This window comes from Peribacillus sp. YIM B13481 (genome assembly GCF_042787985.1).
GTDB classification, from domain to species: domain Bacteria; phylum Bacillota; class Bacilli; order Bacillales; family DSM-1321; genus Peribacillus; species Peribacillus simplex_A.
In genome coordinates, this window is sequence record NZ_JBHZPE010000014.1 from 62594 (window position 1) to 80778 (window position 18185).

Here is an 18185-nt window from a genome sequence, read left to right on the forward strand (position 1 = left end):
GTAATTAAAGGGATGGGTCACGAGCCAATAACTGATGATTTATTAGAAAAGGTCGCGGATAAGTTTCAAAACTCGAACAGTAAGGCAAGACAACAAAACACTTTTATGTTACTAAGTTATCTACTTTCCAAGGAAGAAAGGTCATCAACCCAGGAACCAATGAGTTTTTCGGTTAGAAGGGACGTTTTCGAGTTAGAGTCAGTGCTCTGGTCGGAAGGGTCTCCTGCCTTTAAAACGGAGCTAACACTCCATATAAAGGAGTATGTTTTTGATTTCTTGAAAAATAGAGTAGATAAAGGACAGCTTCATATAAACACAGATATTGATGGTAATTCGGAGACCGTCCACCATAAGCAGATACAAGCCTCCACATGGAAAAAATATTCCCGTGCTTTACGTATTTTGTGCGTGAACTATCTTTATCCTAACAAAGTACACACCATTAAAGATGTACTTCAAGGAGGTTTAATGGATGCGTTTGTTGATATGGATGAGGATAACGATATTAGGAAGTTTTCTAAACATGTCTATCTCATAGAAACTTGGTTTGATTTATACTCAAGCAAAAACAAGTTATATATTAATAAAAAACGGATTATTCCAAGTACCAACTTAGGGACACGCGATAAACGATATGGAAAACACATTGATTTTAAGCAGGCAGTTAAATTAATAGAAACTTTGCAAGATGACCAATCACCTTATCATGAAGATAATGAGTTGCAATACTTCAGAGAAAGAAAATTGTGTTTATTGATGTTAGAGACCGCAAAAAGGGCGCATGAGATAGCTTATTTAATGCTAAATTGCCTAAAACATAACGTGTATGGTGATAGCATCTTGCATTTTCATAAAACAAAAACAGATAAACATCATGATATTAAAATTTCAAAAAACGCTGTCGAATGGGTTAAGCAATTACAGAGTGTAGCCCCTTCAGAACCCATAGAAATCAAATCGGAATTATATAATGGCGGCGACGATATAAAAGCAAAGAGATTGGTTGCAGGTGCGTCTAATGTCACTCCTTTACTTCCAACCTATATAAGTTATTATCTCATACAGTTACAAAAAAGAATATGGAAAGGGAACCCTCCGCCAAGTGGTAGGTACTTCACATCTCATGATTTAAGGAGAATGGGTGCGACTTACCTGAAACTGAAAGGACTTTCCAATGAGGAAATCGCTGATAGGTTAGGGCATGAAGACTTAGCATCTCAATATTCTTACACCCTCACAGCAGGGAATGATGTATTGGATGCACTCCAAGATGTATCAAAACAAGGTTTGTACGGAATACAAACGGATGTGAACAAAAATACCATTGCTTCTGTTACAGAAGACATAAAGGTGCTCAGCGAAGAGAGTTTTTTCAACAAGGCTTCTATGGTTATTGATGTGGTGGAAGATGAGGAAAACGCTAAATCCTTTATAGACAAACTATTACAGGAAATGAATGATGTTGATCTTCCGACAAAACAATCTCAACCGGATGGAGAAATCCCAAATGGATTTCCTATGAGAACACACAATTGCAACGCTCATGAGAGGGTAACTTGTTTTCACCACACATTAAAATGTTACAAGTGTAAGAAGTACAGTCCTGATGAAGATATGTTACTGGAACATAAAGCAGAGCTTGTAAGATGGGTTGTCTTTGTTCATCACCAAGAAACTTTACTAAAGAAGACCAAAGTTAGAGTAGAGAAAAGAACGCTTCCGGTAAGGATAGACGACATTAAAAAAGACTTAAACCCTGAGACGTTTAATGAGCTATTCCGAAAGTTTAAGCATCTTTCAGAAAAAGAAGCTAAAGCTGTTGAAGAAGAGGTATATAAAACTGCGGAAAAATACATTAAAAAGCATTATAGGAAGTTACCGAGTCCTACAGCAAAGCAAATGGATGAGTTTGTGAAGAGCGGTGTTATTAATGGCTAAGAAACAAATATCCCATGCGGATTTAACTCGAGGTAGTGCCAGTGCAAAAAGAACGTTTATTAGGAGAGCACAGAAGGGGATATACCTCACTCAAAAACTGAGTAAGGAAGAAGTTTTACAAAGGATAGCCTCGACTCTACAATTGACACCTAGGAGCTTGTATTCTGGTAACAGAAAGGTATACTTAGAGGCATGGTATCAAACTTTGCTTATAGAAATTGATGAAATTCATGAGGATTTAAGGGTTAAAAAGAACCTTTCTTCGGTAGAAGAGATTAAAAATCTAACTGTAGAACAACTAATGGAAGAAGTTTCTGAAATGAAAAAGACGTTAATGGCTTACAAAACGAAGTGTGCGGAACAGGCATTAGTTATTGAAAAAATGATGAAACAAGTAGTGAAGAGACATGAAAGAGTTGAAAAAATATAGCTTATTGACCGTCGAAAGGCGGTCATTTTTGTATACCATTTTGTACTTTTGAAGTAAAATTGTATAATGAGCTTAGAAAAAACCTTGCCCTGACAGGCACGAAGTGGGTTTTTGGATATACTATCTATTCATATATTTGCATTCTGCATACGGCAATCGACGCTTATAATTTAGGATATAATATTTTTATATATGAAAATGCAGTGGCCTCATTCAATGATGCCGGTCACCATTGGGCCCTTGGGCATTTTAAAGGAACTCTAGGAGCAACCATTTTATAATATTCATTAACGCAACAGAATAGAAGGGAAGCGAATGCTTCTCTTTTGGGAGGAACTATCCATGGAAAAAAAGTACAACGACGACAGTTACGCATTACACACTGATCTTTACCAAATCAATATGGCCCAAACTTATTGGCAGGACAAAACACATAACCGAAAGGCAGTTTTCGAAATATTTTTCAGAAAGCTTCCATTTAACAGCGGATATGCGATTTTTGCGGGACTTGAAAAAATTGTCCATTACCTTCAAAACTTTTCCTTCTCGGAAAGTGATATCGACTATTTAAAAAATGATCTGCACTATGATATAGAATTTTTAGATTATTTGCGAAACATTCGTTTCACGGGAGCGATCCGCTGCATGAAAGAAGGAGAGCTTGTCTTCGGCAATGAACCGATTTTACGGGTGGAGGCACCGCTTGCTGAGGCACAACTCATAGAAACGGCGTTGCTAAACATTGTGAACTATCACACACTCGTGGCAACAAAGGCCTCGCGCATAAAACAAGTTATTGGAGATGAATCTGCCCTTGAATTCGGTTCAAGACGGGCACAAGAAATGGATGCTGCAATTTGGGGAGCGAGAGCGGCCTATATTGCTGGCTTTGATTCCACTAGTAATGTACGGGCTGGAAAGCTGTTCGGGATTCCGGTTTCAGGAACGCATGCCCATTCCATGATCCAGGCTTATAAAGATGAATATACGGCTTTTCATAAATACGCTGTTTCCCATAAAGACTGTGTATTCTTGGTTGATACCTATGATACATTGCGTTCTGGCATCCCCAATGCAATCCGTGTTGCCAAGGAACTGGGCGATAAAATCAATTTCATTGGCGTCCGTCTTGACAGCGGTGATTTAGCTTACTTATCAAAAGAAGCACGACGTATGCTCGATGCTGCAGGGTTTCATGATGCGAAGATAGTCGCTTCCAATGACTTGGATGAATATACGATCATCAACCTGAAACAACAAGGAGCAAGAATTGACATTTGGGGCATCGGAACCAAATTGATTACGGCTTATGACCAGCCAGCGCTTGGTGCTGTTTATAAAATGGTTTCAATAGAGGGAGAAGATGGGAATATGAGAGATACCATCAAAATTTCTTCTAACCCTGAAAAGGTTACGACACCTGGCTTAAAACGAGTATATCGAATCATCAATAAAGTGAACAACCATGCTGAAGGCGACTATTTGGCCATGGAATATGAAAAGCCTCAGGAACAGGAAAAATTAAAAATGTTTCATCCTGTCCATACCTTCCTGAGTAAATTTGTCACGGATTTCGATGCCGTTGATCTGCATGTGGATATTTTCAAGGAAGGCAGCTTGATTTATGAATTACCAACCATTGATGAAATCAAGGCCTTCACGAAAAAAAATCTCGAAGTATTATGGCCTGAGTACCTTCGTGCACTTAATCCTGAAGAATACCCGGTAGATCTAAGCCAGGATTGTTGGGATAATAAAATGAGGAATATAGATGAAATTAAAGCAAATGTAGAGAGAATGCTAACGAAATGACCAATCTATTTTATCAGAAAGCGAGGCTTTGCCAATGCGTCCATTACAAAGAGAAATCGTAAAAAAATTACTTGTCCAACCAACGATCGATCCTGAAGTCGAATTCAGGAAAAGTGTTGATCTATTAAAAGGGTATTTGAAGAAAAATACGTTTCTGAAAAGTTTTGTACTTGGAATATCTGGAGGTCAAGATTCAACACTGGCGGGGTATATTGCCCAAACCGCTGTCAATGAATTGAATGAAGAAAAAAATGGCAGCGATTATAAGTTTGTTGCTGTTAGCTTGCCATATGGAGTACAGGCTGATGAAGATGACAGGCAGTTGGCTTTAAAATTCATCAAGCCAAGCCAAACTGTTACAGTCAACATCAAGGGAGCGGTGGATGCATCAGTAAAGGCTGTGGAAGAAGCCGTTTCTGAAAAACTATCGCATTTCTTAAGGGGAAATGTCAAAGCGCGTGAGCGGATGAAGGTACAATATGATTTAGCCGGACTTTACAAAGGTGTCGTGCTTGGTACGGACCATGCGGCTGAAGCAATCACAGGTTTCTTTACGAAACATGGTGACGGTGCAGCGGATATCATCCCATTATATCGATTAAATAAAAGGCAAGGAAAAGAAATCCTGAAATTCGTCGGTGCTCCTGAGCGTCTTTATACGAAGGTTCCAACGGCCGATTTAGAAGATGACAAACCATTAATTCCTGATGAAGTGGCTTTAGGCGTTAGTTACGACGAAATCGATGATTACCTTGAAGGAAAGGAAATCAGGACGGAAGCTGCCGAAATCATCGAAGGATGGTATACTAAAACAGAACATAAACGTAATGAAGCCATTAACGTTTATGATACTTGGTGGAAATAAAAGAATGGGTAAAGCCGAGAAGTTCAAGTAAATTTAAACGCCCGCATCACTTTTAAAGGTGCGGGCGTTTTTGGGAAGACCAATGAATATCACTTTGCTAACACATGAGTAATAAAAATATTTTACCAGTAAAGGTGAAAATCAAATATCGGCTCTCAATTTGGATCTATCCAGGCTTATTAAAGAAACTAGCAAGGAAATTAAATTCTCCGGTGTAATCGGTGTGAAAACGGGAGATGATCTAATATATAGTTCATGACATGGCTATTCCAATCGATTGGATGAAATAATGAATACGACTGAAACAAGGTTCGGAATTGCTTCTGGGTGTAAACTGTTTACTGCGATAGCCATTTGCCAGTTAGTACAAAAAGGGACACTTAGGTTTGATTTTAAGCTTAAAGACTGTCTTCCGATCGAGTTTTTAGTTTCCGGATTTCCATCAAAATGTAACCATACATCACCTCTTAACACACACTTCGGGTATTCCTGATTACTTTGATGAAGAAGTGATGGAGGACTTTGAAGAGCTATGGCAGAAAAATCCGATGTACCATATAAAAAGATTAAAAGATTTTCTGCCCATGTTTCAAGATGATGTGATGATGTTCGAACCTGGGGAAAGATTTCATTATAATAATGCTGGCTATATTGTATTGGGATTGATTGTTGAGGAACAAACCGGGCTTGAATTTCCCGAATATATTGACAATAACATCTTTCTGCCTTGTGGTAGAAAAGATTCCGGTTACTTCTCCATGGACAAGCTCCCTAAAAACACAGCGCTAGGGTACATAAACGAAGAAAATGGAACATGGAGAACGAATATTTATTCCCTTCCCATCAAAGGCTGAGAAGATGGAGGGGAATTCTATGGGTATGGTATATGGATAAGTAAAAAAAATGACGGGATTTTTAAATGTCATATAATGGGCTATGATCAGGGTGTAAGTTTCAATTCTGCGGTATACCCGGCAAATCGAATGATAACCGTCATTAATTCAAATGAAAGCATGGGCCCATACGATATTACCTGCGCGATTGAGAAAGAATTATAAACAAATGGAACCTTTCCGATAGTGAAGGGTTCTGTTTATAGTCAATGTGACTTCATTCATGGTAATCTGTTTTTATTTAAGAAAGGGATGAATTCGCATTCAAATGCTTGATCGTTTCCAGAACTTCTGGATTTTCAAGGGAAGAAACTTGACCGGATCTATATTCAATAAAGGGGCTTTAATGACACGGCGCATTACTTTTCCATTTCTTGTCTCGGAAAGCTCTTTAAGTGGGCAGATTTCTTTAGATTTCAAGGCTTTTCTAAACAAAGAATTTGTATATTTAGATATCTTGAAGTAAAGTATATTTAATATACACCATTTTAACCGGTATTTTCCGATGGAGGTTCTTTTTACGTTATGAAGGCAAGATATGAACTCGCAAACATGAACTTAACACTAAGCAACGTGACTTTACGTAATGCAGCGGATAGTTATGTCCTCTTGAAAGCTGCAGATGATCAAAATAATAATGAAATCACGATCAAGCTTTCCCACGGTCAAGCTGAATTTCTAGAAGCGGAATTAAGGGAAGTAAATCGCCGTCGCAGGGAAAATAGTTCTGAATTATCCGGGTATGATAAGGACCGTTTGAATGAAGACGATTCTTTTAATCTGTTTAGCATTGATTTTAACGAAAGTGAACCGAAGTAATTGATAGCATGTGTTCATTACCTCGCCTGAAAAAGGCTTCTCTGTAACTTTCCCTTTCCATTTTAAGATGTTGCCACAGAGAGTGTCCCGTTCCCGCCAATAATAAATCCAATGGCCATAAGGAATAAATTAAGCAAGGTGACCTGTCGTTACCTTTTTTCTGATTGCTTGAAAAAATTCTTCACTAAAAGGAATATGGATGACACTACAGCAAAAACCATGAAAAATACGATGAAGCCCCAAAGGCCAACAGCAGCATCTTGAAATTCCATATTCCCTCTGCTGGTAAGGGCCTGCTGAATTTCAATTGCAAATACTAAAACAACCATGACAGTAAAGGTATAAAGGAAAGAAAGTATCGTAATCCCAAAACGCATCCGGGAAATTAAATTAGATAAAAATAACACGAACAAAAAGATGATGATACCGATGATTCCCATTATCCAAAAATGCAAATCCTTGTCCGTTGCATTTGAATTTAATGTATCGCTCACAAAGAATAGGATGAAATCGTGAAGATTATTGACGATTTCCGCTAATATCTGGATGAATTCTTTCATTTTTCACACCTCCAATTCCTTAGATTATAGCAGGTTATAAATCTATATAGAAGTGGGCAGGTCCTCTGGGGGGCACGACTGACCTTAGATGGCAGTAATATGAAATAATAAACACGTTAAGGGGTGAATATCCACTACTATGTCAGTGTTTATTCTTTCGCATTTATTGGGACACATAAAAAATCATAAGTGAATGAATTGGAAAATCAAGACATGAAACGGCAGCTAAATAAAGGTATAGTTAATATATTGTGAATAGATTAACCATATAATATTCAATACATAGAAAAATTAAGAATAAGAGATTCTAAAGTAGGTGTTCCTGATTTCTAATATTCTAATGCCCCTAGATAAACGATTTGATTTAATCCTTAATATACTTAAATGTTTTCAAGGTTGGAGGGAAAAGAATGAGTGATGTACATAATCATGTGTTAACAATAATCGATTATATGAAAACCGGTCATAATACTTGCTTTGTAAAAGTATCCGGTTTTGATGCTGAATCCGAACAGAATTTTGAAGGTGAAGTTAAATTTGTCGGGGATTTGCCATTTGGAGATTTGATACATCCTCAAAGGTCACATCTATCTTCCACTTGCAGGGAATTTGTCCGGGAAGATTTGGTGTTAAGATACGGTAAAGGGCAGTTTGAATGAAGTGGTTGAAATTCTTATGGACGATCTAAGGATATGACGATCTATTCACTTGTTTAAAATTGGTAAAATCCAGGGTATAAAGAATATGGTATGTATGATATTTATCATGCCAATCTTCTCTGTTAACTGACAAAATAGCATATTTTTCCCTATTTAACTCTCGGACTTTAATCCTTATAATTAAATAAGAAAAATATGACAGATAATGCATAAATATACTATTCTTGAGGTGAGTTTCATGGTATATGCAGATATTTTGAGTAATATACACTCTGCTATCTCCAGTAAAAAAGCTGATTTAAATGCGAAAATTGAACGTTTAGAAAAAGCGAAAAACGATATCATAAAAGAACAGAGTATGTGTCTTAACGAGATTAGGAAAATAAAAGACCCAGAGCTAGGTGGTAGTTGGACCGGGAAGCGCTCGGATCATTTTCAGGAAGCCCGTCATGATGCCTATAATGTCATGTTTAGCATCATTCATGACGATTATGACGATTACCAATGGAAGATTGAGGCGATGATTACAAAGCTAAGTGCCGAGAATACCCTCCTGAATATAGCGGGGAATATAGCCCAAGAAGCCGATAACCTTTTAAGCAAAGGTGAAGAGGCATTTGAGCAACTGGAAAGTAAAATATCAGATTTAAAAAGGCGGTTGATTTAATGACGACAATCAAACTGAATCATCCTGCCGTAACGAAACAAGTTGATCAGGTGAAGACGGCTCTTGGTACAGTCAAGCTTGGAAATCTGCCGGCAGGCGAGCTTGGCAACAATAAATTGGAATTCACCTCGAAATGGATCGATCGCGAAACGAATTTGGAGAAGGTCTTTGAGCAATATATCAAGATCGTCCAGCAAAATGTGGAAGATACCCGTGCTAACATTGACTTATTAAAAGAGCAGGATGAAGCCATCGCCCATACGTCTTCACAGGGGTATCCTGTGAAATGAAAATATATGAAGCCGAGACATTGACGGCCGCAACCAAGTCGCGAGCCAAGCAATATGAAGAACTAAAGAAGGAAGTTGCTGCGCTGAAAAAGGAATTTCAGGGGATCGTCGGCCTTGATCACGAGTTTCAAGGAGCCGGCGCGGCGGCCATCAAAAGCTTCTATGAAGCACAAATCGAAGTGGCGGACGCCTGGATGGAACTATTCACTACCCAAATCAGTTTTTTGGAAGGCATTCCGGCCAGTCTGGAAGAGGCGGACCTCTCCGGAAATACGGTGGTCGAGGTTCCCTTTTTAGATGGGGAAGTTTCGAATGGCATCAACCAAGCGAAGTCGCTTGTCGATGAGCAAGCGAGCGATCTCCAAAGGATCCTCGACAGCATTGGTGATATCCTATCTCTTGATATGTTCGACCAAAAAGACTTTAATGAAAAAATCACGCTGTCAGGACATAGGCTGGATGACACCGTGACAAAGGTCGAGAATGTCGACCGGCAATTGGTCGAGGAATATGATTTGTCCGTCGGACAGGAAAACGTGGCCGTTGGCCTTTTCCGCGCCTTGCTTGATGCCACCAAACAGGACGGCAAGGTTTCGCCTATGACATTCAACCAATCGGCATTTAAGAATAGTGACGTTTATCAAGTGAAGGATGAAGTAGCCGGTCAGATGAAAGACTATCAGACCTTCAAAAAGCAACAAGCCGAAGCTAAGGAAATCGAACGTGAAATGGAAGAACTCGAAAACCGCCCATGGTATGAAAAAGCCTGGGATACGACAAAAACCTTTACAGGGGAATTCACGGGATATTATGATTCTATCAGGGCCTCAACCGGATTCGATCCAGTAACGGGCCGCAAGCTGTCCGAAGCCGAACGAATCGCCGCCGGCGCCATGGCCGCCGCTGGATTCATCCCCGTCGTCGGCTGGGCCGGCCGGGCCATCAAAGGCGGAAGCGCCCTATACAAAACGGCCAAAGGACTCAACGCAGCGAACCACACGCTCGATGCTTATAAAACGACAAAAGGCTTTAGCCTCCTTCAGAAAACCGAATACGGAATATACGGACTCCTCGCAGCCAACGGCCTTGGTGAAGCGGCCACAGGCAAAGACATGTTCGGCAACCAGCTAACCGAGGAACAGCGCCAGAACGGACTATTGATGGCACTCGGAATCGGCGGTGTGGCTGGTGCGGCGAAGGTCGCCGATAAAGTAACAAGTGGTACAAAGTTCATCCCTTACAGCAAGGAATTTGCGCAAAAGCAGGTTCAGAAGGTTCAAGCTACAATAACAGACATAGCGAAATCAGGAAAAACCACGTTAAAAAATATAGGTGAAGAACTAGGCAAAAAAGAAATGCCTAAACGGATAAGTTTGGAACAAGTTTCCCTTGCAGGAGGACCAACCCTTCCCCAAATTGTAATGGAAAAACAGACAATTAAGGAAGCCTATCAGAAATTCACTGTGAAGGATAGCAAAGTAGAGGCTGTTTCAGGGGAGAGTGTTCCTAAGGGGACGAATAATAGGGGTGCTGAAGTTCCACCTGCCTTTAGACAAACTGAATTTGCTAGTTCGTATGAAGCGAGGCTTAATCAGACACCTGCATTAGAGAATTCAAAGGTTGAATTTGAGGGAATAAGGGGTGAATCTAAGGGAATACTTAAGCCGCCACCGGACCGTCAATTAAAACAAATTTTAGATGAAGTTGGGATTGATGGCATCCAATATAAAAATGCTGTTCCTGATTTTTCACCGACAGCAAAAGCACAAGTTGAAATCAACTATATGTTTGGAGGAAAAGGAACTTATGGAGGGAAAGCCAGACGAGCTAATTTTGTTCAATCAGACCAAAAATTAGCTGATCAACTTAATAATTCACCTGAATTAGCAAGCCAATTTGGGATGGAGTCTGGTAAAATTAGTGCAAGAGATATAAAGAAATATCGAGAAAATAATAAATTAACATGGCATGAATTAAATGATGTTAAAACAATGCAACTTGTGCCAACAAAAATAAATAGTGAATTCGGACATCTGGGTGGTGTAGGAGAAATAAATGCAGGAGCTTTTATACCTGGAGGGTTTGCTAATAAACAAAAAGAGGAGATCTTAAAATGACTATAAACGACCCAATTTTTGGTGAACTTGAGTATGAGTATGGTTGGGCTAAGGATACCACTATTCATTTTTTTGGTAAAGAAAAAGAGATATCTTTGATGGTAGATGGTGAAGAAGATGGAAAGTTTGATGAAGAGCAGTATATGGCATATCAAGCATTAATGCAAAAATGGGAGGATTTACAGCTAAGTTTATTGCAATCAATTTTAGACTATTACAAACAAAAGCGACATGAACTAGGTTATGATATTGGATTAAATGAAAATTATCCATTAGTTGAAACAACAAATCAAATACTAGAAATGATAACTTTAGATGGAATTGTTGTTCCTTATGCGGATATTTTTGAGGGGCGAGATATTGGAATTACATTTAATTGTACATGGGATATAGAAAATGGATTAGGGCTTCGTCTATTAAATGAAAAAATAATTGAAGTAGGTTACCAGGACGTTGCAATATAAAATCGGCTGTAAAAAGTAAAGACTCATGATGGTTGTACCATCAAAGAGTATTACGACAATGATAGATAGAAAAAGAAGTATGAGCTTAGGTGATATGACATTTTACTGGGCGATGAATATAAACACATGAATTGTATATTAAACTAACGAACTCGTACAAATTCGTAAGTTTTAACGTAGTATTTGTCACGACATATAAAAGTTGTCATACTGTTACTATGAAACTTACAAATTTAATGTTACTTAAAAACAAATGAACTTAAAGCGCTTGATTGTCAACTAAAGGCAACGAGTGCTTTTTAGCGTTATAGCGTTAAAAATTAAAAGAGCATAATACACTAGAGTTAAATTTTTATTGTCGTGTATATAGACTGTAATGACTGTGACAGTGTATGAGTAGAGAAAAAAAGGAAACTATCTTTAATAATGGTTTTAGGGTAATGTAAAATGGGATATTAATCCAATGATTTATCTGCCATGAAACCAAGTGCGATCTGTACGGCTTAACCGCAGCCGCCTAGGCGAAGCGGCCACAGGCAAAGACATGTTCGGCAACCAGCTAACCGAGGAACAGCGGAACAGCGCCAGAACGGCCTGTTGATGGCACTCGGAATCGGCGGTGTGGCAGGTGCGGCGAAGGTCGCCGATAAAGTAGCAAGTGGTACAAAGTTCATCCCTTACAGCAAGGAATTTGCGCAAAAGCAGGTTCAGAAGGTTCAAGCTACAATAACAGACATAGCGAGATCAGGAAAAACCACGTTAAAAAATATAGGTGACGAACTAGGTAAAAAAGAAATACCTAAACGAATAAGTGTGGAACAAGTTTCCATCGCAGGAGGACCAAACCTTCCCCAAATTGTAATGGAAAAACAGACAATTAAGGAAGCCTATCAGAAATTCACGGTGAAGGATAGCAAAGTAGAGGCTGTTTCAGGGGAGAGTATTTCTAAGGGTACGGGTAAAGGTAGGACTGAAGTAAGTGAAGTTAAAACATTAGTGGACAACAGACTACAGTTTACAAACGGAAGAAAAAATAGGTTAAAGCCTGATATTAGATATAAAACAGGAGAGTATGATTACTTTTATGAAACAGATAATGTAGGTAGGATTGTAAAATTTGAAACAGAAAATTTAAAATTAACAACGAGAACAGATAGATTGTCACACAGCAAAAACACACCTGGTAAAGTAAAAGGTCAAGACCATGCAGGGCATTTGGCAGGTGATAGGTTTGGAGGCTCACCTAAAATTGATAATTTAGTTTCGCAATTATCTGATGTTAATTTGAAGCAATATAAGAAACTTGAAGAACTATGGGCTGCAGCTCTAAAAGAAACACCTCCCAAAAAAGTATCAGTTGATGTAAATATAATTTACTCTGGGAACGATATGCGTCCAGAGAAATTTATAGTCAGATACACTATCGATGGTGAGTTTGGTTCTGCAAATCTTAAAAATTAATCAAAGGAGTGAAAAAGTAGTATGAGAGAATTTGAAGATATATTTAGTGAATTGCAAGCAGATATGATATCCATATGTATGGAATATGTTGAAGATAGAGCTGATAAAGTATATGTTTATGCTTCATGTGAAGAAGGAATTATTTCGAGCAGTTTCTTTTATTTGATTAACAATAAATATGTAAAGTCTCATAAATTGAATGATGCATTGGAAAATGGGGAAGAAAGATACGATATGTCTACAGAACGAGGGTTTATGGTACTTGATATTATCAATGAAAATACTGAAAAAATAAAAGTATTGTGCAAAGAATATGAAAGAGATATGCCCACTGAGATGAAATTAATATATGATGTTAAGAGTGGGAACTTCAAAGCTGAATACAAGTATGATTTAGTATATACTAATGACAATATTAAAACGGCCCATCATATTGCTAATGAGTGGTTTGAGGAGTTAAAAAATAACAACCTTTAAATTGTTTACACTCGAAGATACGCTCTAATTTGAATTCATGACTCATTAAGGTTGTACCTTCAAGGTGTGTCAATGTAATTTTAATATTAGGTAATAAGAACGAAAATAGGGCGGGATAACATTTTAATAGATAGGACCCCTCATAGATGTCATACTGTCAACATTAAAACATGAAACTTAATGATTTATTTAGAAAATGAACCTAAAGCGCTTGATTGTCTACTAAAGGCAACGAGTGCTTTTTAGCGTTAAAAATTAAAAGAGCACTATAATTTTTTTAATACCCCCAAGTGTTAAATTGTTATTATCTGTAACGAGGAAGCAGCCGCCGGCAAAGATATGTTCGGAAACCAGCTTACTGAGGAACAGCGCCAGAATGGGCTGTTGATGGCACTTGTAATCGGCGGTGTGGCTGGTGCGGCGAAGGTCGCCGATAAAGTAACAAGTGGTACAAAGTTCATCCCTTACAGCAAGGAATTTGCGCAAAAGCAGGTTCAGAAGGTTCAAGCTACAATAACAGACATAGCGAGATCAGGAAAAACCACGTTAAAAAATATAGGTGAAGAACTAGGCAAAAAAGAAATGCCTAAACGGATAAGTTTGGAACAAGTTTCCCTTGCAGGAGGACCAACCCTTCCCCAAGTTATGATGGAAAAGCAGACAATTAAGGAAGCCTATCAGAAATTTACGGTGAAGGATAGCAAAGTAGAGGGTGTTTCAGGGGAGAGTATTCCTAATGGTATAGATAATGTTAAACCAGGAGATAAGAGTTCTCTTGCACCTGGTGGTGGTCTGGCTGTACATGAGTCAAGAGGTGGGCATTTGATTGAAAGACATGTTGGGAAAACTGATGAAGAATTATTAGAAAGGATAAGAAATAATCCAAGAATTACTGGTTCTTCTACTTTTATAGATAGGCCTACAGCTGAGAAAGTTGCTTTTACAGTCTTAAAAAATCCCAAAAATATTGAGAAAATACAAAAGTGGCTTTCAGAACCTAATAGTCGACCTACATTACCATTAAGATACAAGGGTGATGGAGAGATAATTGGTAGAAGTGTATCAAGAAACTCCGAAGTTGTAGAGAATGTTACAAATGCAAAAATTGTACTTAAAAAGGATTCAAACGGTAATTTTATTCTAACAGGATATCCAGAAAAATAATGAAGCGAGGAATTTAAATGGACGAAAGGTATGATTACTTAGAAGAGTTAGAAGATTTTTTAGGTGGAACATTCCACCAGGATATTAGTTCGCCTGAACAAGCATTAGCTGAGTTTATAAACGAAGCTAATAAAGAATGTTTGCTTTTTACAATAAAGTATTGTGACGAATTTCTAACTAGTAATAGAACAAAACAAGAAAAGGAAAACTATATTCAAACTAATGCTGAAATTTATTTTCCCGCAATTGGATTAACTCCTATACAGTGGCTTAATAATGTCGTAGAACAAATAAGAGAAGCTGTTAAATCAAAATAGTATTTTTTTTAAAAATCTTGGCTGGAAAATAAAAGGACCTTAACGTATGTTGTTAAGGTCCTTTTATTATAGTGACTGAAGGACTATAGCCTCCTTCAGAAAACCGAATACGGGATATACGGACTCCTTGCAGCCAACGGCCTCGGCGAAGCAGTCACCGGCAAAGATATGTTCGGAAACCAGCTTACTGAGGAAAAGCGCCAGAACAGGCTGATGACGGCACTTTGAATCTGCAGATCAACAGGGGCGCAATGATGACGAAAATCGCAAACATAGTAACAAGTGAACCTAAATTCATCACCTGCCAGTAAGGAATAATGGAAGACAAGAAGAGCTTATTCTTTTGTATGACCTTAACGCAAAAGGTCTTTTCATTGTTGATATGAATATGTATCATCTTAAGCTATATCGGATTCCTAAGATAATAGTCCGTAATGACTTAAAATCATATAGATTTACTTCAGGCAAGGTGGTTTGGAAAAAAGTAACAAGTGGTACAAAGTTAATTCCTTACAGTAAGGAATTAGCTCAAAAGCAGGTCCAGAAAGTCCAAGCTACTAACAGACATAGCGAGATCAGGAAAAACCATATTTAAAAATAAAGGTGAAGAAATAGGTAAAAAAGAGATTCCTAAATGGATAAGTGTGGAACAAGTTTCCCTCGCAGGAGGACCAACAACTTTAAGAGTTGGAAATATGAAAATCGAAACATAATTCCCAGGAGAAGCCCATACTTCCAAAGTATAATTTATTATTTGGAGATATGATTTTCGCGCTGGAACAAAAGAATTCCGAGATCATTGATGAAGCTAACATGGGAGCGTGGCCAAATACGATGAAGAATTTAATGAATGTATATAAGGAAGCGAAAATCGTTATTCCAGGTCATAAAACTTGGGGAGATTTCAGTTTGCTCCCACTTGCATTAGAGATTGTACAGAACCATGGAAAATGAATCCCCTTCTAAACTTTTAGCAACTTGTCCACACCTTCAATAAGTCCATGCATATACAATAGTAAGGAGGGTGTTAGGATGGAAATATATTGTTGTTATGTAGAAAAATGTTTTGAGAATAATGACCCCAGTAAAGTATGGGTGCCCAGAAAGCGTTGTAAATGTAAAAAATGCAAGAAAAAGCATCATTAAACTGTAAGGCAGTTGTTATACAGGGGCAGTCCTAGTGGCTGCCCTTTATTAATTGAGTACCAGTTCATGGTAAAGTTGTCAGTGGAGACACACGGTAGTTAAAAAACTGATGAAAGTCATAAGCAGATGAAAAAACACCCAACCGTAAGGGCCGAGTGTTTTAGAGCTAATCTTTCTCTAGGATTTTCCTGCTTTGCTGAATGATTTCATTATTTTTATTTATGGCCTCAACATTGTTAAACTTAACATGGTCATTGATCAATTCATTGTCTTCCATATATTCTAGTAACAATTCGACTGATGTATCCAGCAATCTTTCCAGTGGGATATCCCTTTCTTCTGCTAAACGAGTGAGCCGCATGTTTAAATTAGAAGCGAGTGAAGAAACGAATGGATCTCTACCTTCGTTCATTTGCATTCCCCTTTCAGCTTTAATAGCTCCATTTTATGATGGAGAGGATTGGAAGGCGAAAATATGGACACTACGAATAAAATAATTGAAAGCTGGTAATATTGATTGGCGAAGTATGTTGATAGCTGGGTGATTTTTGTGTCCGTTTCCTTCTTATCCTGTCTTTAATGTATAATAATACTATATTTTACATAAAGGAGGAATTGTTTATGAGCCAAGCCGGCAGTTTAATCGGGCTATTTGCAATCATACCGATTTTATCTTATCTGGGACTTCTTTTTTTAAGCATTTACTTTGTAATTAAGGTGATAAAATTCATCAATGCCAAGACAAAAGCAGATCAGGAAAGAAATGAAAAGCTTGATGAATTGATTAGAGTTATAGGTAACGGTAAAGAAGATCAAAATAGGCCTTCATAATAGAAAAGAAGCGCAATCCATTGGGGTGCGCTTCTTGTATTTCACTGGATTTTTTGGAACGTCAAGGTAGGTGTACAAGCATTTCCTAATAAGCACCATAACATATTAGGAGGTGATTAAATTGACTGTTAAATTAGAAACTTTATTTGATCGTTCGGAAAAGAATATGGGAAGCGGAATTCATCCAGTCGTTAAAGAGTCAGCATTGGAAATGGTCAAACAGGCATACCAAGAAGGTATTTTTGTGCAAATCAGCGCAGGTTATCGGTCTATGGAAGAGCAAGCAAAGCTATATGGTCAAGGTCGCCTAGGTTATATCTATGATGGAAAAAACTATAGTGATTTATCGAAACCGAGAGTGACGAATGCGATACCAGGTCAATCTTACCATAACTATGGACTAGCCATTGATTATTTCATAGTTAGCGATGATGGAAAGAATGCCATTTGGACAATTGATGCAAAATGGAAACGGGTAGCGGCCATTGGTAAATCCTTGGGCTTTGCTTGGGGCGGGGATTGGTCAAGCTTTAAAGATTATCCGCACTTGGATATGACGGGTGGCCTAACTTATTCTCAGTTAAAAGCGGGAACAAGGCCTAAACTGATATCAAAAGTGAATGGAACCCCTCCACCAGCAACACAAGTCGAATCGGATGTCATTGTAAAAAATACGCCTACAAAGGATACTGGCACTCAGACTATCAAGTCCATTCAAAGGACATTAAATAACCGGTATAATGCAAAAATAGATGTGGATGGTTATTATGGACCTAATACTAAAAAAGCACTGATAAAGGGTTTTCAAACCGAATTGAATAAACAATATGGTGCAAAGATTAATGTGGATGGAATATGTGGACCCCAAACAAAAGCGGCTTCACCTAATGTTAGGAAAGGGGCGAAAGGGAATATCACCTATATCCTTCAAGCTGCACTTTATTTAGAAGGACATAATCCACATGGTATAGATGGTATCTTTGGAAACGGAACGGAGATAGCGGTGAAGGCATTTCAAAGGGCCAAGGGAATATCAGCTGACGGTATTGCCGGTGAAAATACCTTTGCGAAATTATTTGGATGATTAGCTTAGTAAAAAGCCTTAAAATATGAGGGCTTTTTTTGTTTGAATGAAAAATGATTTTTATAGTAGCAGTATTTTAAAAAGTAGATATCCCAATCGTTTAAGAATCGAAGTATAAGAAAATTAGTCCTTTTACAAATGTGAATTGTAATATTTATCGAGTATATATGCTCATTTTCATTCACTTAAAA

General features: G+C 38.1%; 19 protein-coding genes and 3 pseudogenes. 20 read left to right on the forward strand and 2 right to left on the reverse strand.

The window, feature by feature from the left end; all coding sequences use genetic code 11:
• The first annotated feature begins 12 nt into the window (after positions 1–12).
• From ACFX4X_RS10870 to ACFX4X_RS10900, 7 genes and pseudogenes are all read left to right on the forward strand, one after another.
• Entirely contained in the window at positions 13–1938 is a 1926-nt protein-coding gene (locus tag ACFX4X_RS10870) for a site-specific integrase (protein ID WP_377383379.1), read from the forward strand.
• Positions 1931–2368 carry a hypothetical protein gene (locus tag ACFX4X_RS10875; RefSeq protein WP_377383380.1) on the forward strand — a complete coding sequence of 146 codons (438 nt, stop codon included), beginning with the start codon at positions 1931–1933 and terminating at the stop codon, positions 2366–2368. Before ACFX4X_RS10870 ends, ACFX4X_RS10875 begins: the two co-directional genes overlap by 8 nt.
• 134 nt (positions 2369–2502) lie before the next feature.
• Positions 2503–2649, forward strand: a pseudogene (locus tag ACFX4X_RS10880) (isochorismatase family protein); the annotation flags it as partial.
• A gap of 61 nt (positions 2650–2710) precedes the next feature.
• Positions 2711–4180 (forward strand): nicotinate phosphoribosyltransferase, encoded by a 1470-nt coding sequence (locus tag ACFX4X_RS10885; RefSeq protein ID WP_377383382.1) that lies wholly within the window; start codon positions 2711–2713, stop codon positions 4178–4180.
• Positions 4181–4214: 34 nt separating this feature from the next.
• A complete protein-coding gene (gene nadE, locus ACFX4X_RS10890; protein WP_284470852.1) occupies positions 4215–5045 on the forward strand; it encodes an ammonia-dependent NAD(+) synthetase in 831 nt (276 codons plus the stop codon).
• A gap of 145 nt (positions 5046–5190) precedes the next feature.
• Positions 5191–6103: pseudogene (locus ACFX4X_RS10895) on the forward strand (serine hydrolase domain-containing protein).
• A gap of 360 nt (positions 6104–6463) precedes the next feature.
• Entirely contained in the window at positions 6464–6757 is a 294-nt protein-coding gene (locus tag ACFX4X_RS10900) for a hypothetical protein (RefSeq protein WP_284470850.1), read from the forward strand.
• Between the two features lie 149 nt (positions 6758–6906).
• On the opposite strand, the gene ACFX4X_RS10905 is transcribed toward ACFX4X_RS10900, so the two are convergent.
• Positions 6907–7317 carry a hypothetical protein gene (locus ACFX4X_RS10905; RefSeq protein WP_061463072.1) on the reverse strand — a complete coding sequence of 137 codons (411 nt, stop codon included), beginning with the start codon at positions 7315–7317 and terminating at the stop codon, positions 6907–6909.
• Positions 7318–7727: 410 nt separating this feature from the next.
• Between ACFX4X_RS10905 and ACFX4X_RS10910 the strand changes: the two genes are divergently transcribed.
• From ACFX4X_RS10910 to ACFX4X_RS10960, 11 genes and pseudogenes are all read left to right on the forward strand, one after another.
• Positions 7728–7976 (forward strand): hypothetical protein, encoded by a 249-nt coding sequence (locus ACFX4X_RS10910; RefSeq protein WP_284470849.1) that lies wholly within the window; start codon positions 7728–7730, stop codon positions 7974–7976.
• Between the two features lie 238 nt (positions 7977–8214).
• Positions 8215–8643, forward strand: coding sequence for a YwqH-like family protein (locus tag ACFX4X_RS10915; RefSeq protein ID WP_125161473.1), 429 nt, complete (start codon positions 8215–8217; stop codon positions 8641–8643).
• Entirely contained in the window at positions 8643–8933 is a 291-nt protein-coding gene (locus ACFX4X_RS10920) for a YwqI/YxiC family protein (RefSeq protein ID WP_377383384.1), read from the forward strand. The genes ACFX4X_RS10915 and ACFX4X_RS10920 overlap by 1 nt, the downstream gene beginning before the upstream one ends.
• Positions 8930–9883, forward strand: a pseudogene (locus ACFX4X_RS10925) (ribonuclease YeeF family protein); the annotation flags it as partial. The gene ACFX4X_RS10920 and the pseudogene ACFX4X_RS10925, both read left to right, overlap by 4 nt.
• 471 nt (positions 9884–10354) lie before the next feature.
• Positions 10355–11050: an HNH endonuclease gene (locus tag ACFX4X_RS10930; RefSeq protein ID WP_377383422.1), complete on the forward strand. Its 696-nt coding sequence runs from the start codon at positions 10355–10357 to the stop codon at positions 11048–11050.
• Positions 11047–11514, forward strand: coding sequence for a DUF6985 domain-containing protein (locus tag ACFX4X_RS10935; protein ID WP_098936517.1), 468 nt, complete (start codon positions 11047–11049; stop codon positions 11512–11514). The genes ACFX4X_RS10930 and ACFX4X_RS10935 overlap by 4 nt, the downstream gene beginning before the upstream one ends.
• A gap of 600 nt (positions 11515–12114) precedes the next feature.
• On the forward strand, positions 12115–12975 hold the full coding sequence (locus ACFX4X_RS10940; protein ID WP_377383386.1) for a DNA/RNA non-specific endonuclease: 861 nt from the start codon (positions 12115–12117) through the stop codon (positions 12973–12975).
• 21 nt (positions 12976–12996) lie between these two features.
• Complete coding sequence (locus tag ACFX4X_RS10945; RefSeq protein WP_377383388.1) at positions 12997–13452, forward strand: DUF600 domain-containing protein; 456 nt, start codon at positions 12997–12999, stop codon at positions 13450–13452.
• Positions 13453–13839: 387 nt separating this feature from the next.
• Positions 13840–14616: an RNase A-like domain-containing protein gene (locus ACFX4X_RS10950; RefSeq protein WP_377383390.1), complete on the forward strand. Its 777-nt coding sequence runs from the start codon at positions 13840–13842 to the stop codon at positions 14614–14616.
• 17 nt (positions 14617–14633) lie between these two features.
• A complete protein-coding gene (locus ACFX4X_RS10955) occupies positions 14634–14933 on the forward strand; it encodes a contact-dependent growth inhibition system immunity protein (protein ID WP_377383391.1) in 300 nt (99 codons plus the stop codon).
• A 762-nt stretch (positions 14934–15695) separates the two neighbouring features.
• Positions 15696–15887, forward strand: a complete 192-nt coding sequence (locus ACFX4X_RS10960) for an MBL fold metallo-hydrolase (protein ID WP_377383393.1) — start codon at positions 15696–15698, stop codon at positions 15885–15887.
• 358 nt (positions 15888–16245) lie between these two features.
• On the opposite strand, the gene ACFX4X_RS10965 is transcribed toward ACFX4X_RS10960, so the two are convergent.
• Positions 16246–16491 carry a hypothetical protein gene (locus ACFX4X_RS10965; RefSeq protein WP_377383395.1) on the reverse strand — a complete coding sequence of 82 codons (246 nt, stop codon included), beginning with the start codon at positions 16489–16491 and terminating at the stop codon, positions 16246–16248.
• Between the two features lie 209 nt (positions 16492–16700).
• On the opposite strand from ACFX4X_RS10965, the gene ACFX4X_RS10970 reads away from it, so the two are divergent.
• Entirely contained in the window at positions 16701–16910 is a 210-nt protein-coding gene (locus ACFX4X_RS10970) for a hypothetical protein (RefSeq protein WP_377383396.1), read from the forward strand.
• A gap of 112 nt (positions 16911–17022) precedes the next feature.
• Positions 17023–17994: a peptidoglycan-binding protein gene (locus ACFX4X_RS10975; RefSeq protein ID WP_445744649.1), complete on the forward strand. Its 972-nt coding sequence runs from the start codon at positions 17023–17025 to the stop codon at positions 17992–17994.
• Positions 17995–18185 lie beyond the last annotated feature (191 nt).

Excerpts from the sequence above, each read along its gene's own strand:
- ACFX4X_RS10870 (WP_377383379.1), top strand. The coding sequence starts at position 13 with ATGGGTCACGAGCCAATAACTGATGATTTATTAGAAAAGGTCGCGGAT.
- ACFX4X_RS10875 (WP_377383380.1), top strand. The coding sequence starts at position 1,931 with ATGGCTAAGAAACAAATATCCCATGCGGATTTAACTCGAGGTAGTGCC.
- ACFX4X_RS10885 (WP_377383382.1), top strand. The coding sequence starts at position 2,711 with ATGGAAAAAAAGTACAACGACGACAGTTACGCATTACACACTGATCTT.
- nadE (WP_284470852.1), top strand. The coding sequence starts at position 4,215 with ATGCGTCCATTACAAAGAGAAATCGTAAAAAAATTACTTGTCCAACCA.
- ACFX4X_RS10900 (WP_284470850.1), top strand. The coding sequence starts at position 6,464 with ATGAAGGCAAGATATGAACTCGCAAACATGAACTTAACACTAAGCAAC.
- ACFX4X_RS10905 (WP_061463072.1), bottom strand. The coding sequence starts at position 7,317 with ATGAAAGAATTCATCCAGATATTAGCGGAAATCGTCAATAATCTTCAC.
- ACFX4X_RS10910 (WP_284470849.1), top strand. The coding sequence starts at position 7,728 with ATGAGTGATGTACATAATCATGTGTTAACAATAATCGATTATATGAAA.
- ACFX4X_RS10915 (WP_125161473.1), top strand. The coding sequence starts at position 8,215 with ATGGTATATGCAGATATTTTGAGTAATATACACTCTGCTATCTCCAGT.
- ACFX4X_RS10920 (WP_377383384.1), top strand. The coding sequence starts at position 8,643 with ATGACGACAATCAAACTGAATCATCCTGCCGTAACGAAACAAGTTGAT.
- ACFX4X_RS10930 (WP_377383422.1), top strand. The coding sequence starts at position 10,355 with ATGGAAAAACAGACAATTAAGGAAGCCTATCAGAAATTCACTGTGAAG.
- ACFX4X_RS10935 (WP_098936517.1), top strand. The coding sequence starts at position 11,047 with ATGACTATAAACGACCCAATTTTTGGTGAACTTGAGTATGAGTATGGT.
- ACFX4X_RS10940 (WP_377383386.1), top strand. The coding sequence starts at position 12,115 with ATGGCACTCGGAATCGGCGGTGTGGCAGGTGCGGCGAAGGTCGCCGAT.
- ACFX4X_RS10945 (WP_377383388.1), top strand. The coding sequence starts at position 12,997 with ATGAGAGAATTTGAAGATATATTTAGTGAATTGCAAGCAGATATGATA.
- ACFX4X_RS10950 (WP_377383390.1), top strand. The coding sequence starts at position 13,840 with ATGGCACTTGTAATCGGCGGTGTGGCTGGTGCGGCGAAGGTCGCCGAT.
- ACFX4X_RS10955 (WP_377383391.1), top strand. The coding sequence starts at position 14,634 with ATGGACGAAAGGTATGATTACTTAGAAGAGTTAGAAGATTTTTTAGGT.
- ACFX4X_RS10960 (WP_377383393.1), top strand. The coding sequence starts at position 15,696 with ATGATTTTCGCGCTGGAACAAAAGAATTCCGAGATCATTGATGAAGCT.
- ACFX4X_RS10965 (WP_377383395.1), bottom strand. The coding sequence starts at position 16,491 with ATGAACGAAGGTAGAGATCCATTCGTTTCTTCACTCGCTTCTAATTTA.
- ACFX4X_RS10970 (WP_377383396.1), top strand. The coding sequence starts at position 16,701 with ATGAGCCAAGCCGGCAGTTTAATCGGGCTATTTGCAATCATACCGATT.